Raw genomic sequence first — 13,686 nt, 5'->3', positions numbered from 1 at the left:
GATAACCAGAAACAAAGTCGCTCCGAAACATCAATCTTGTTTCCAATCTGTCTGGGGATCATTCTTCGAGGTGTTCAGGCGTGGATGCCCATCGTTGGAATTCACAGCTGGCGACAGGCTGACACAGCCGCAATGGCTCGACATTTTTATCTCTCAAGAGCTCCAATCTGGCTTCCACAGATCGACTGGGGAGGTGCATCCGCTGGCTATGTGGAATCAGAGTTCCCGGTTTTCCCCTATCTAACAAGTCAGCTTTATCAATTGTTCGGCGTTCACGAATGGCTGGGGCGCTTTCTCTCCATTCTCTTCAGCGGGTTGACGATCTGGCTGATCATTCGGCTTGGTCGACGATGGTTCAATCCTGCCGCTGGGTGGTGGGGAGGAATGGCAATGGCTGTTGCTCCATTGGGCGTCTATTACGGCCGAGGCTTTCAAGCAGAAGCACTGATGTTGCTCTGTGCTGCTGCTGCACTCGAATGCCATGGCTTTTGGAGCAGGCACAGATCCAAATGGGGGCTGATTCTGAGTTGGCTGTTTTTCACAACCGCCGCACTGATCAAAGTCATCCCATTGCTTTGGCTGGGACTTCCTTTGCTGCTGGTACATCTCACTCCAGATCCCCGGGAGCAGGCGGAATCGCTCCAATCCATCACTCAGCAGTTGCTCAAGCTGTTGCGATCTCCAGGATTTTGGATCTACAGCGGAGCATCGATCGCAGTTGTTTCAGTCTGGTATTTCCACGCCTACCAGCTTGGTGAAGTCAGTGGTTTGAGCTTTGGGTTCTGGGGGGAAGACAGCGATCGCAGCAATGTGGGGCTGATTCTGAATCTTTCCAGCTGGCTGAACCTGACCCTCCGAACCGGCATCAGGCTGTTGAGTGTGATTGGCATCCCATTTCTGATTTTGGGTGGGATTCGCAGCTGGTCCACAGGCGGAGGACGCATCGCGATCGGAGGACTGATTGGGTTGCTGCTGTGCACAATCGCCACCATGCAATCCAGCACCGTTCATGAGTATTACCAGCTGCCGCTGCTGTTGTTCACATCACCGTTGATTGGACTCGGCTGGGTCTCCTGGCAAAAGAAGACAAGCCGAAAGTTGATACGGGCATTCCTGACCCTTTGGATCATGATCAGCTTGGTTGTGCTTTCGCTTGATTATTGGGCTGTTGAGAGACGCCAGAGCGGAATCTGGATGCCACTTGCAAAAAACATCCGCAGCGAGCTCCCTGCTGAGGCCCTCATCATCACTGTGAGCGGACCTGACCCGACGCTTCTCAACCTGGCACGTCGCCAGGGTTGGCTGATCTCCAGCGAAAAAATCACACCGTCGCGAATCGCTGAACTGAAGCAAGCGGGAGCCAGTCATCTGGCAGGAAGCTTTCTCTGGGAAGAGACTTATCAGTCAATGCCTGAAGTCCACCGGAAGAAACTTCATCACATTGCGTCATCGAGCAATGACGCCTGGATTCACGAAGACAGCCAAACTTATCTTGTTCCGATCAAGGCTCTGCCAAACAACTTTTAAGGTATCAATCCAGATGTCATCAGTTCAGCCATGGACAAATCCTGGCTGAACCGGCTCTGTTCAATGTTGAGGCAGGATCATCGACTTTTCGCTGCAATACAACGGTTCCTTGACGACAGTGGACCAACTGATAGTCACCGGATTCACTGAGCTTTTTCAATTCACGTCGAATCGATCGCTGCATGTTGTGCTCAAGATCAAACACAGGCGCGAGAGGTGAATAAAACCCTGGGAATGCCACCACCCAGTCAACACTCTGAGGTTCGCCATCTCGATCGCGGTACTGGATATGTTTCGGAAAACGAACAGCCACATCCCGTTGAGCCAGAAGCGGTAGAAGCGGCGTATCAGCGGAAACGGAAGCCTGATTTGGAACCATCGCCACGGCCTCGAGCGCAGCGGCCCTGCGATCGAGCATGTCGGCAGGCGGCACATGCACCCATGGGGAGAAGCTGTCTGGAACCAGGGCAGAAAGACTGCGATGGGGATTGCCCACCAGTGTGAGCAGAAGTCCGAGAGTTAGAGCTCCTGTCCAGCATCGACGAATCCAGCGCCTGGACCAGACAGTGGGATGGGCCTGCCACCAGAGGACAGCCCCCAGGTACAGGCCAGGGACCAGTGCCAGGACATAACGCAGGGTGACTGATAGTGCTGAGCGTCCTTGAGAAACGAGGGCGATGAACAGCGGCACAGCCATGAGCAGCAGCGCATCAACCGAAAGCATCGGAATGAACAGCAACGGCAAACTCAGGGCGAGCAGGAACCCCAGCGTGCTGCCGGGTGGCGACACAATCGCCTGAAGCAGCGCCAGAGGTTGGCTGAGCATGCTGAGCATCAGCGCAAAGGTGCCACCAGAAGCGCCCTTGATGAGATGTCCGAACTTCTCCTGAAGGAAGCGATCAGAGAGTGAGGAATCAACCGCCGGCTGAATCCAGCCCGTGATCAGCAGCACCCAGCAAAAGGCCATGAGCATTAAGCCAGCAGACATCCAGCGCACATCCGGCCTCCGCACGAGCCCCCATAGCCCAAGCGAAAACAAGACAAGACCACTGTCTTCACGCACGAGCAACAGCAACAGCGCGGCAATGATCAACTGGCGCCGACGGTTTTCGAGAAGTGCCTCAACGACAAGGAAGCCGAGCAGCGGCAACCAGATGAGGTCGTGAAAATTCTCAAGCGCAGGCCCGATCACCGCCCCGCTCAGGTAGTAGGCGGCAGTGATCCTTGTCGCAAGCGACTCCGGAAGACGCCTTGAAGCCACCCTCCACAACACGAGGCCAGCTGCCGTCAGCGCGGAAACCTGCACCAGCGGCAATGCCCAGCTGCCGAAGAGAAACAGCAGAGGAGCGACTGACAGCGTGAGTGCATTGGCATGCTGACCAAGGTGGAGATAGTCAATGCGGGGCAGTTCACCACCCACCTTCACAGGACCCGACAAGACAGAGGAGAGGCTGCTTTCAAAAGGCCTCCCCTGAGCAGTGGACCAGAGCTCCTGCAGAAACAAAGCCTGGTCATAGGTTGCACTCAGGCTGACCAGCCGCCAGATCTGCACGATCAGGCACAGAACAAAAAAACCTCCGGCCAGAGCGATCACGGAACGGGGCAAGGTCCAGCGGGATGAAAGACCGGTTGCGGAGGGGTCGCTCATGCCGACCTGATTTGATGTGCGAGCAGGTTAAGGATCACCTGGGCTCAAGGTTGGGTGGATTGCAGCTCTGAGCCACCAAGAAGGACTCGGGTTCTGAGCAGCAACAACAGTCCAGATGCATAGAGGACGAGCTCACCCCACTCCTGGTCCCGGTTGTGAACGAAGTGCGACAAGGATTCTGTGGCGACGCAATAAGCAAGAGCAGCCACCAGCAGAAACAGCGGCCAGCTGTATTGAGCGGGCATCAATGCCTGCAGAAGTGCGCGCCGTTGTGGGGAAGACGATCGACGCAGGGCTTTTCTGCAGATCCAAGGAACCAGAACAACCATTGCCAGAAAAGCCACAGTTGCCAGAAACGTGAACAGGTCGAGTCGATCCTGAAACCATCCGATGTTATGGAGGGTGGTTTCCTGCTGGGCATTGATGGATCGGATGGACTCCGGCGTCTGCCAGCCAAAAATCACCTGCCCCCAGGCCAGTTCCTCCAACAGCAAGAAACCCAGGAGCACGGTGAAACCTCTGGCCAAAAGACAGGGTGCCGGGTGAGGGAGCTGACGCCTGAGGTCATCCCCAATCAGCCATGACACTCGACAGGCAGCAATCAGGACAAGCACCTGGCTCCACTCCACCAGCCCCCCCTCCCCAAAGACGAGCCTTTTGTAGGCATCCATGTCTGCAGAGCTGATTTTCAACGCGGCAACCAGCAGGATCACAGCCGCTGTCAGAAGCCAGACGACCACGGCACGGGCATGGTGAGCTGTGGAGTCAGCATCCGCCAGCAGTCGTGTCAGCCATTGAGATGAGCGTCCCCACAGCGTGAGGCAAGCCAGCACAAGAGCAAGCAGGAACCAACCTGGATCGACTGTGGTTTCACCACCCAGACCGAAAAGGACAACCTGAGCCAGACCGATGAACGTGGCGAGAACGGCCGCGGTTCCAAGACCGACAGTCAACCAATGCGTCAGACGCACGCCCCTGGGATAGCGCATTGATGACCGCATTTCCTCGACGTTAGGAGCAAGCTTTTCTGCACAGGCAATAAAAAAGGGCCCCTTGAGGACCCTTGGGATGGATGGTTTGCAATGAATCAGAGAGCGTTACCGCGTGGCAGAACCTCTTCAGGGAAGACGAAGTTTTCGTGCGGCTGGTCAGCCGGTGCCATCCAGGCACGCAGACCTTCATTCAGAAGGATGTTTTTGGTGTAGAAGGTCTCGAATTCGGGATCTTCTGCTGCGCGGATCTCCTGTGACACGAAGTCATAGGCACGCAGGTTGAGGGCCAGACCGATGATGCCGATGGAACTGGTCCACAGGCCCATCACAGGCACGAACAGCATGAAGAAGTGCAGCCAGCGCTTGTTGGAGAAAGCGATACCGAAGATCTGGCTCCAGAAGCGGTTGGCGGTGACCATGGAATAGGTCTCTTCTTCCTGGGTGGGCTCGAACGCCTTGAAGGTGTTGGCCTGCTCACCATCCTCAAACAGAGTGTTCTCCACGGTGGCGCCGTGAATGGCGCAGAGCAGTGCACCGCCGAGGATGCCGGCGACACCCATCATGTGGAAGGGATTCAGGGTCCAGTTGTGGAAACCCTGGAGAAAGAGGAGGAAGCGGAAGATCGCTGCCACTCCGAAGGAGGGCGCGAAGAACCAGCTGCTCTGGCCGAGGGGGTACATCAGGAAGACACTGACGAAGACCGCGATCGGACCTGAGAAGGCGATGGCGTTGTAAGGGCGGATGCCGACCAGACGGGCGATCTCGAACTGACGCAGCATGAAGCCGATCAGGGCGAAGGCACCGTGCAGGGCAACGAAGGCCCAGAGGCCACCGAGCTGACACCAGCGAACGAAGTCACCCTGGGCTTCAGGGCCCCAGAGCAAAAGGAGGCTGTGACCCATCGCATCAGCGGGGGTGGACACAGCAGCAGTCAGGAAGTTGCAACCTTCCAGGTACGAGGAGGCAATGCCGTGGGTGTACCAGGAGGTGACAAAGGTGGTGCCTGTAAGCCAGCCACCGATGGCCAGATAGGCCGTTGGGAAGAGAAGAATGCCGGACCAGCCGACAAAAACGAAGCGGTCGCGCTTGAGCCAGTCATCGAGGACGTCAAACCATCCCCGCTGTGGCGCGCGTCCTACAGCGATCGTCATGAGAGAGCTTCATGAAGCTTTACGTGCAGAGCCTAGTTGGAGCAAGCGATTCTGTGGGCACCGATTCAGGATTTAATAACGACATGAGTAGAAATGCCCACGGATCCACGCCTGTCTTCTCATTCGCGAAGATGGACTCAGTGAAAAGTTCCGACCGTGTACGTGATTGAGCTGGCTCTGCGTATGAGCCCCATGCCCGTGTCGGTGCAGCGCAAGGAGCAAAACGCCGCTGAGGAGGTTTACCAGCAGGTGAGGACGGCTCTTGAGCAGGGGCAGCCCCGCCTGCTGGAGCTCACCTGCGAAAAGGTTGATGGCAAACGCCTGAGTGTTCTCACCAGCGATCTTCTGGCTGTTCAGATCTACGAAAAAACAGCGGCTTCGAGTGGGAGCAAGCGTCCGGGGTTTTCACTGGATGGCTGAAACTGCATGAGCCTGGATCCGCAGACCGCGCAGGCAGGGCTGAGGTGCGAGCGCGTCAGCTACAGCTGGCCCTGCGGCACTAAAGCTTTGGACCGTTGCAGCTTTCAGATTCCCGGGCCGGGACTGTGGATGCTTGTGGGCAGCAATGGCAGCGGCAAAAGCACGTTGTTCAGAATCATCAGCGGCCTGATCAGACCTCAATCAGGCCTGATGAGTCATGCACTGAGGCCGGCTCTTGTCTTCCAGAACCCTGATCATCAGCTCTTACTACCCAGCTGCGGCAGCGAGCTTCTGCTCAATCTCCCCTCCGGATTGAGCCGCAGTGAACAGCGACAAAGAATCCATCACCTCATGGAGCAGGTCGGACTTGCAGGGTTGGCAGGCCGTCCGATTCACACGCTCAGTGGTGGCCAGAAGCAACGCCTGGCAATCGCCGGAGCTCTTGCCAGCGAAGCAACGCTTCTGCTTCTGGACGAACCCACCGCACTGCTGGATCCAACCAGTCAGTCAGCCATCCTGAGCACGGTCCAGCAGCTGTGCCATCGCTCCAGGGCTCCCTTGACGGCGATCTGGATCACCCACCGACTGGGCGAGCTGGACCATGCCGACGGAGCCGCCCGGATGGAGCATGGACGGGTCGGCGCCTGGCAAAACGGGCCAGCGCTGCGACGTCGACTTGAACCCCTTGCGGGGCGGCAGGGCTGAGGGGTAGGTTCTCCACGTCGCATTCCTCGGTAGCTCAGCGGTAGAGCGGTCGACTGTTAATCGATTGGTCGCAGGTTCGAATCCCGCCCGGGGAGTTTTGATCATTGTCATCACCATGACCCAAACGGTTGTGGTGATTTTTTTTGATCAAAAATGTTCTCCTCTTTTTCCAGGCGGCTGAATTGAACGCTCCGGTGAAGGGACTCAGTCACCGAAAATGCTTTGAAAAACGGAATTTCCTTAACAGTTGCCCCCCGAAACCGAAGACTTTCTGTAGAGGCCGCGACGTCAAGACGGACCGAAGAGGCCAAAAACCCCAGTAACAGGAAGAGTTCTTGCCCAAGTGTTCCTGTCCAATCCATTGAAGGGCATCACTGCAAGCAACAAAGAACCTTGAGAGAATCTGTCAAGCAATGACGCGGCACACCCTCGTCCAACTTTTCCTCCGCTGTCCTGTCGATGAAGCCCTGCATCCTGCTAATCGAAGACGACCGGGACATGCGTGAACTGGTGAGCGGTCACCTTGAGCACAGTGGCTTTGACGTTCAGAGCGCTGACGATGGGATCAAAGGTCAGGCGCTTGCACTGCAGTACAGCCCTGATCTGATCCTGCTGGATCTGATGCTTCCGAAGGTGGATGGTTTAACCCTCTGCCAGCGTCTTCGTCGCGATGAGCGAACTTCAGCCATCCCGATCCTGATGCTCACGGCCCTGGGAGGGACCAAAGACAAAGTCAGCGGATTCAACTCCGGAGCTGATGACTATCTGACCAAACCCTTTGATCTTGAGGAGCTGCAGGTGAGGGTCAAGGCCCTGTTGCGCCGCAGCGATCGCGCACCGGTTGGCACGACAAGCAACCATCACGAAATTCTCAGTTACGGTCCGCTCACCCTGGTGCCAGAGAGATTTGAAGCGGTCTGGTTTGACCGCCCTGTACGCCTCACACATCTGGAATTTGAGTTGTTGCACTGTCTGCTGCAACGCCATGGTCAGACCGTGGCACCCTCACTCATCCTCAAGGAGGTCTGGGGATATGAGCCTGATGACGATATCGAAACCATCAGGGTGCATGTGCGTCATCTGCGCACCAAACTTGAACCTGATCCCCGCAAACCCCGATTCATCAAAACGGTTTACGGAGCAGGATATTGCCTTGAGCTTCCAACCGGGGCTCAGCTTGAGGGAATGCAGGATGTTCTGGCTCAGGCACGCCAGGACCGCGAACAGAAAGATCAGCAGAGCAGAGCTAGCGCCTGAATCAAAGCTGATCAAGCTCCGATGAGATTGAGTAAGGCCACTTCCCAGGCCAGTCTGGGTTGTACGAAGCTGAGCAGATGCTGACGCAGGCGATCGAGTCTCTTCAGGTGTTGAGGCTGAGTCGATGCATTCCAGAGATTCTGTTGCCACCAGTTGATGACCCAGAGCTGCTGATCCCCTTCCAGCTGCTCTGAGACATCACGCGCCAGAGCGAGAGCCTGCAATGGCGTGGTGGGGAGGGTTTGCAATCTTTGCCTCAATTCTTCAGGAACGCTGTTCCACAACCGCACATGCTCCATCAGGGCTCCCGGCGATCCATCAGCGAGGGCGAGAAGTTCTGAATGTCGAGCTGCCAGGTCGAGTGCCTGGTCGCCCTGCTCATCCGGCAATTGCGAGAGCACTGAGCGCATGCACTCCTGGCTGAGACGCGTGAAACGGACCTGCTGACATCTCGATCGGATGGTGGTCAGAAGTCTTTCCGGCGCAGCGGAGAGCAGGATCAACAGACCATGACCAGGTTCCTCAAGAGTCTTCAGCAGCGCGTTGGCCGCTCCCTCGGCCATGGCCTCGGGTTGTTCGAGAATCACCAAGCCTCGTGGCGACTGCAGCGGCTGACGGGCAAGAAATCTGCTCAACTCGCGAATCTGCTCCAATCGCACCTGCGGTGGTGTCCGCTTGCTGACCCCGATGGACTCGGCTTCCGATCGTGGGATCAGCCGACCTTGATGGTTGTAGGTGGGCTCAACCCAGAGCAGATCAGGATGGTTGCGCTCTTCAAGGCGTCGGCGATCACGCGGGGCAGCGTGACCACCTCCAAGCAGACCCTCCAGAAAACGGAGCGCTGCAAGACGTCGTCCCACACCATCCGGACCACTGAACAGGTAAGCGGGCGCAAGTCGGTCATTCGCAAGAGCTGCAACGAGCAAACATTGCGCCAGGGGCTGCCCCTGCAACTCGCTGAACAGCCCCTCAGTCACTGCGATGCCTTTGCAAGCCAATCCCTCAAACATCGGCGAATGAGCTGCTGCACCTGATCAGCGCTCTGATCCGCAGCAACCGGAGTCCAGTCCCGCTCGGCAGAAAGGCGCTGAAAGCCTGCAGACACTCGGGCCAGAAAGGCTTCCCCTTCGGCTTCAATCCGATCTTCGCTGCGGGCCCCGCGCCGTTTCAGGCTCTCATGCAAGGGCAAATCGAGCCAGAACGTGAGATCTGGATGGACACCAGCGGTGGCGATCCGTTCCAGATCAAGGATGGTCTGAAGGTTCAGACCACGACCATCACCTTGATAGGCAATGGTGGAGCCGCTGAAACGGTCGCTGAGAACCCAGTCCCCGCGCTTCAGGGCAGGGCGGATCAAGCGTTCAACATGCTGAGCGCGATCTGCCGCGTAAAGCAGCAATTCAGCTGTGGGGCCTGGAGATGACTCGTCCGGCGGATTAAGCAGCAGCTCACGCAAGGCCAGGCCAAGGGGCGTGCCGCCAGGTTCGCGCGTGAGATGCAGCGTTGCGCCTGCCGGCATCAGACCACTCCCTGGAAGCCAGTCGGCCAGTTGCCGAAGCTGCGTGGTCTTGCCACAGCCATCGATACCCTCAAGCACCAGAAAACATCCGGTCATGATCAGCGGATACTCAGGCTGAGGGCATTCAGAACCACCGAAACGGAGCTGAGCGCCATGAGCAGCGCCGCCAGAGGAGGAGACAGGAGCAGATTGAAACCTGGCAACAGGGCCCCTGCAGCGACAGGCAAAGCAATCATGTTGTATCCGAAGGCCCAGAACAGGTTCTGTCGGATCTTGGCCATTGTGCGTCTTGCCAGAGTCAGGGCTTCGGGCAAGGCCTCGAGCCGATCGCCGAGCAACACCAGATCGGCTGTGTCCTGGGCGATCTGCGTACCGGTCCCCACAGCGATCCCCAGATCAGCCGCGGCCAGTGCAGGAGCATCATTGATGCCGTCTCCAACCATTCCCACAGACTCTTTTGAGCGCCACTGCTCGAGGCGCTCAAGCTTCTGACCAGGAAGAAGCTGCCAGGCCAGTTCTTCATCAGCGAAGCCGAGCATCTGGGCGATTTTTTCAACCGCCTGACGGCGATCACCGCTGAGCATCCCCAGTGTCAGCCCCTGATCTCTGAGGCGCTGCAGTGCAACAGGTGCATCAGGCCTGAGACGGTCATCAATCGCCACCACCCCAAGGAGTTCGGCATCAAGACCCACTGCAACGAGCGTCTGTCCACGCTGCATGGCTTCCTCAACCACCAGCCGTTGCGTTTCAGTCCACACCACGCCCTCCTGACGCAACCATTCCGGTGAGCCCACGCGCAGTTGTCCCTTCAGAGACTCGAGTGTGCCCTCCATGCCGAAACCAGGCAGGGTCCGACTGGCGACAACAGGCAACAGCATGAGATTGAGACGCTGAGCCTCCTGCAGAAGAGCATGGGCCAGAGGATGACGGCTCGTCTGTTCAAGGCTCGCTGCCAGCTGGATGGTGCGGGAGGGATCCTCAGTCGCCATCACCGCATCCACAAGCGGACGTCCGAGCGTGAGCGTTCCCGTCTTGTCAAAGACCATTCGCTGAATGGACGCGGACTGCTCAATCACATCTCCACCTCTGAACAGCCAGCCCTGACGGGCGGCAAGTCCGGAGGAGACGGTGATCACCGTGGGGGTTGCCAGGCCGAGAGCGCAGGGGCAGGCCACCACAAGCACGGCAATCGCCAGCTGAAGTCCAAGACCGAAAGGTGTCTGAGCTCCAGCGCCGAGGGCGCCATGAAGCGCAGCGTCATGACCATGATCCATCAGCACCACAGGAATCTCAAGGACCTGCGGCCAGAGACGACTGCCCAGCTGCCACCAGAACAGGAAGGTGGCCACCGCCAGGCTGACGACGCCATAGCAAAAACGGCCTGCGACCCTGTCCGCCAGTCCCTGAATCGGCGCACGCCTGGCCTGAGCCTCCTCAACAAGGGTAATGATCCTGGCCAGGGCCGTGTCACTGCCAACACGTTGAATCTCCAGTTCCAGACTGGCCTCAAGGTTGAGGCAACCGGAACTCAGCTCGGTACCGGGCTTGGCTTCAAGCGGCAGCGGCTCTCCTGTGAGACTCGACAGATCCACGGCAGAGCAGCCGTTGCGCACGACCCCATCCACAGGGATCCTGTCTCCGGCAAGCAGCTGAATCCGTTCACCTGGTCGAAGCATCGCAACAGGAATCTCGCGAACCGTGCCGTCGGCCATGAACAGGCGAGCACTGTCCGGCTGCAGAGCAGCAAGCTCCTGCAGGGCTCTGCCCGTACGCCGGCGGGCTCTCTCCTCAAGGAATCGACCCAGCAGCACAAAGCCGAGCAGCATCACGGGCTCATTGAAAAAGCAAGGCCACCCCACCGAAGGCCAGATCAGCGCCACCACACTTGCCAGGTAGGCACTGCCAACGCCCAGACTGACCAGGGTGTCCATGCTGGGCACTCCATGGCGAACCGCTGACCAGCCGTTGATCAAGATCGGGCGACCAGGCCCGAGCAGCGCAACCGTGGCAAGTGCCGCATGGAAGCTGAGTGTGCCGATCAGCGGCAATGCGAATGTTCCTGCCTCGGCAAGATGACCAAGCACTGACAGCAAAAGCAGAACAAGAGCGACCATCAGCTGTCGCCACTGCTGCCACCACCCCCTGGTCCGGTCGGACTCCATGTCTTGTGAGAGCAATCCGCTCTGACGGGGCTTCGCTGAAAAACCACGGCCATCGAGAGCCGCCAGCACCTCATCCAGCAACGGCTTCGACGCCGAGGTCGACCCACTGTCCAGTCGCAGCCAGGCGCTGCGGGTCACGAGATTGACACTGGCCTCCTGCACACCTGGCTGAGCGAGCAACGTGCGTTCCACCGCACGTACGCAGGCGCCACATTTCATTCCCTCCACGTCCAGAACCACAGCGTGGGACTGGGCGGTCATTTCATGGATATGGGAAGACGCTGCTGACACTTCAACGGTTCACACCACTCCACGCTAGGCAGCACCTGTTGGGTTCAGGATGGTTTGATCCGTCCGGCTTTCCGTGCCACGCAGCAACCGCAACGACAACTTCATCGACAAGAGCTTCACGGTCATGGCCGACCTGATCGTGAAGTTGCTGCCGATCAATGCCCGGGCCAAGGAGGCCTACGTCTACTACCGCGACGGATTGTCCGCACAGAACGACGGGGATTACGCCGAAGCCCTCGAGAACTACGAGGAGAGTCTGAAGCTCGAGGAGAACCCGATCGACCGTGGGGAGACCCTCAAGAACATGGCGATTATCTACATGAGCAACGGTGAGGAGGACAGGGCGATTGAGACCTATCAACAGGCTCTTGATGAAAATCCCAAGCAGCCTTCCTGCCTGAAGAACATGGGGTTGATCTACGAAAAACGGGGACGGATCGCCGAAGAGGAGGGTCGACGAGATGAAGCAGACGTCTGGCTTGACAAAGCGGCTGAGGCCTGGACACAGGCCGTGCGACTCAACCCAGGTGGATACCTGGACATTGAAAACTGGCTCAAATCCAGCGGCCGCAGCAACGTGGATGTTTACTTCTGATGGCTGAGTGAATCAGGTCGCGTCGTCCTCCGGGTTCACCCCAAGCCCAAGCACGAGGGCTTCGGTGATGGATCCCGCTTCCAGCAGTTCCAGCTCGAGACCCGATGCCAGTGGACCCAGGCCACTTCCGCCTGGCACGACGGCACGCCTGAACCCCAGCCGAACAGCCTCCTGCAGCCTCAGCTCCAGCTGCCCCACCGGTCGCAGTTGACCTCCCAGACCGAGTTCCCCGAGCAGAACCGTTCCAGCGGGCAGAGTCAGATCACGGAAACTGGCCACAACCGCTGCTGCCACTCCCAGGTCCGCCGCGGGCTCCTCCACATCCAGACCACCGGCCACCGCCAGATAACAATCGAAGCGGGACAGCGGCAAACCCATGTGCTTCTCGAGCACCGCCAGAATCTGATGCAGCCTGTTCACAGCGATGCCGGTGGCTGTTCGCCGCGGGCTGGCGTAACTGGTTGAGCTCACCAACGCTTGCAGATCAACCACCAGTGGCCTGGTGCCTTCACAGGCCACGATCGTTGCCACCCCATTGGCACGCTCGCCACTGAGAAACAGTTCGCTTGGATTGTCGACCTCCTCGAGGCCCTGACCGCGCATTTCAAACACCCCAAGCTCGTGGGTGGCCCCGAAACGGTTCTTGACAGCCCGAAGCAGGCGATGGCTGGCGAAGCGGTCTCCCTCGAAAGTGAGCACCGCATCCACCAGATGTTCAAGCACCTTGGGACCCGCAAGCGCGCCCTCCTTGGTGACATGGCCCACCAGCAGCAGGGCAGTGTTCTGACGCTTCGCCAGTCTCTGCAGAGCAGCCGCACATTCCCTGACCTGAGCGACGGAACCAGGTGCACTGGCGAGTTCGGCATCATGCAACGCCTGGATACTGTCAATGACCGCCACCTCTGGCCTCAGAGCCTCCAGTTCCTGAAGAACCAGTTCAAGGTCTGTCTCCGCCAGCAGCTGCAGATCGCCACGGTCGACTGTTAACCGCTGCCAACGGAGCTTGACTTGCTGGGCCGATTCCTCAGCGCTCACGTAGAGCACCGAACGTTCTCTGGCGATGGCCGATGCGCTCTGAAGAAGCAGGGTGCTTTTGCCAATCCCTGGATCCCCGCCCACCAGCACGAGTGATCCAGGCACCAGCCCACCGCCGAGAACCCGGTTGAGTTCCTCGTAACCACAGGCAATGCGCTCTAGCGGTTGATCGCCCAGTGAGGCCATTGACCTGGAGCGTCGTGCTTTGGGCGCAGCTGCAGGGTCGGCACCGGTGCGACGCCTACGGCCGTCATCCTTGGGCACCGATTGCTCAACCAGAGAATTCCAGCTTCCACAGCTGCTGCATCGCCCAAAGAACTGCCGCGTCTGCGCACCGCAGCTCTGACAGACGTAGAGATTGGCTGATCGGGGCACGTCGAATGA

At 58.4% G+C, this 13,686-nt stretch carries 12 protein-coding genes and 1 tRNA gene; 6 read left to right on the top strand and 7 right to left on the bottom strand.

The window, feature by feature from the left end; translation table 11 throughout:
- The first annotated feature begins 84 nt into the window (after positions 1-84).
- Positions 85-1,527, top strand: coding sequence for an ArnT family glycosyltransferase (locus tag SIB83_RS08985; RefSeq protein WP_413745605.1), 1,443 nt, complete (start codon positions 85-87; stop codon positions 1,525-1,527).
- Positions 1,528-1,546: 19 nt separating this feature from the next.
- Here the strand turns inward: SIB83_RS08985 and SIB83_RS08980 are convergent, their stop codons facing one another.
- The 3 genes from SIB83_RS08980 to psbD all read right to left on the bottom strand — a co-directional run bounded on the left by SIB83_RS08980 (position 1,547) and on the right by psbD (position 5,318).
- Positions 1,547-3,175, bottom strand: coding sequence for a DUF2079 domain-containing protein (locus tag SIB83_RS08980; protein ID WP_413745604.1), 1,629 nt, complete (start codon positions 3,173-3,175; stop codon positions 1,547-1,549).
- 44 nt (positions 3,176-3,219) lie between these two features.
- Positions 3,220-4,176 (bottom strand): pectate lyase, encoded by a 957-nt coding sequence (locus SIB83_RS08975; protein ID WP_413405178.1) that lies wholly within the window; start codon positions 4,174-4,176, stop codon positions 3,220-3,222.
- Positions 4,177-4,262: 86 nt separating this feature from the next.
- Positions 4,263-5,318, bottom strand: coding sequence for a photosystem II D2 protein (photosystem q(a) protein) (gene psbD, locus SIB83_RS08970; protein WP_006041823.1), 1,056 nt, complete (start codon positions 5,316-5,318; stop codon positions 4,263-4,265).
- A gap of 156 nt (positions 5,319-5,474) precedes the next feature.
- Here psbD and SIB83_RS08965 point away from each other — a divergent pair, with 156 nt between their 5' ends.
- From SIB83_RS08965 to SIB83_RS08950, 4 genes are all read left to right on the top strand, one after another.
- On the top strand, positions 5,475-5,738 hold the full coding sequence (locus SIB83_RS08965; RefSeq protein WP_413405176.1) for a hypothetical protein: 264 nt from the start codon (positions 5,475-5,477) through the stop codon (positions 5,736-5,738).
- A gap of 6 nt (positions 5,739-5,744) precedes the next feature.
- The gene (locus tag SIB83_RS08960) at positions 5,745-6,443 is read left to right on the top strand and encodes an ABC transporter ATP-binding protein (RefSeq protein WP_413405174.1); all 699 of its coding nucleotides are present in this window, start codon (positions 5,745-5,747) and stop codon (positions 6,441-6,443) included.
- Between the two features lie 23 nt (positions 6,444-6,466).
- Positions 6,467-6,538 (top strand) — tRNA-Asn (locus tag SIB83_RS08955).
- Positions 6,539-6,902: 364 nt separating this feature from the next.
- Positions 6,903-7,700, top strand: coding sequence for a response regulator transcription factor (locus SIB83_RS08950; protein WP_413405173.1), 798 nt, complete (start codon positions 6,903-6,905; stop codon positions 7,698-7,700).
- A gap of 11 nt (positions 7,701-7,711) precedes the next feature.
- Here SIB83_RS08950 and SIB83_RS08945 read toward each other — a convergent pair whose 3' ends face one another.
- The 3 genes from SIB83_RS08945 to SIB83_RS08935 are packed head-to-tail and all read right to left on the bottom strand — an operon-like array spanning position 7,712 to position 11,642.
- The gene (locus SIB83_RS08945) at positions 7,712-8,710 is read right to left on the bottom strand and encodes a DNA polymerase III subunit delta' (RefSeq protein ID WP_413745603.1); all 999 of its coding nucleotides are present in this window, start codon (positions 8,708-8,710) and stop codon (positions 7,712-7,714) included.
- Positions 8,674-9,315: a dTMP kinase gene (gene tmk, locus SIB83_RS08940; RefSeq protein ID WP_413405169.1), complete on the bottom strand. Its 642-nt coding sequence runs from the start codon at positions 9,313-9,315 to the stop codon at positions 8,674-8,676. The genes SIB83_RS08945 and tmk overlap by 37 nt, the downstream gene beginning before the upstream one ends.
- A gap of 2 nt (positions 9,316-9,317) precedes the next feature.
- Complete coding sequence (locus SIB83_RS08935) at positions 9,318-11,642, bottom strand: heavy metal translocating P-type ATPase (RefSeq protein ID WP_413405167.1); 2,325 nt, start codon at positions 11,640-11,642, stop codon at positions 9,318-9,320.
- 154 nt (positions 11,643-11,796) lie between these two features.
- Here SIB83_RS08935 and SIB83_RS08930 point away from each other — a divergent pair, with 154 nt between their 5' ends.
- The gene (locus SIB83_RS08930; RefSeq protein WP_413747342.1) at positions 11,797-12,267 is read left to right on the top strand and encodes a photosystem I assembly protein Ycf3; all 471 of its coding nucleotides are present in this window, start codon (positions 11,797-11,799) and stop codon (positions 12,265-12,267) included.
- Between the two features lie 12 nt (positions 12,268-12,279).
- Here the strand turns inward: SIB83_RS08930 and radA are convergent, their stop codons facing one another.
- Entirely contained in the window at positions 12,280-13,677 is a 1,398-nt protein-coding gene (gene radA, locus SIB83_RS08925) for a DNA repair protein RadA (protein ID WP_413405163.1), read from the bottom strand.
- Positions 13,678-13,686 lie beyond the last annotated feature (9 nt).

Origin of the sequence: Synechococcus sp. MIT S9507, from assembly GCF_047304715.1 — a bacterium.
Taxonomy (GTDB): domain Bacteria; phylum Cyanobacteriota; class Cyanobacteriia; order PCC-6307; family Cyanobiaceae; genus Synechococcus_C.
Note: the sequence above shows the minus strand (reverse complement) of the source record. Positions and strands in the feature narration are given on the sequence as shown.

Coding starts and splice junctions, on each gene's coding strand:
- psbD (WP_006041823.1), bottom strand. CDS start 5,318: ATGACGATCGCTGTAGGACGCGCGCCACAGCGGGGATGGTTTGACGTC.
- tmk (WP_413405169.1), bottom strand. CDS start 9,315: ATGACCGGATGTTTTCTGGTGCTTGAGGGTATCGATGGCTGTGGCAAG.
- SIB83_RS08985 (WP_413745605.1), top strand. CDS start 85: ATGCCCATCGTTGGAATTCACAGCTGGCGACAGGCTGACACAGCCGCA.
- SIB83_RS08980 (WP_413745604.1), bottom strand. CDS start 3,175: ATGAGCGACCCCTCCGCAACCGGTCTTTCATCCCGCTGGACCTTGCCC.
- SIB83_RS08960 (WP_413405174.1), top strand. CDS start 5,745: ATGAGCCTGGATCCGCAGACCGCGCAGGCAGGGCTGAGGTGCGAGCGC.
- SIB83_RS08930 (WP_413747342.1), top strand. CDS start 11,797: ATGGCCGACCTGATCGTGAAGTTGCTGCCGATCAATGCCCGGGCCAAG.
- SIB83_RS08935 (WP_413405167.1), bottom strand. CDS start 11,642: ATGACCGCCCAGTCCCACGCTGTGGTTCTGGACGTGGAGGGAATGAAA.
- SIB83_RS08950 (WP_413405173.1), top strand. CDS start 6,903: ATGAAGCCCTGCATCCTGCTAATCGAAGACGACCGGGACATGCGTGAA.
- SIB83_RS08945 (WP_413745603.1), bottom strand. CDS start 8,710: ATGTTTGAGGGATTGGCTTGCAAAGGCATCGCAGTGACTGAGGGGCTG.
- SIB83_RS08975 (WP_413405178.1), bottom strand. CDS start 4,176: ATGCGGTCATCAATGCGCTATCCCAGGGGCGTGCGTCTGACGCATTGG.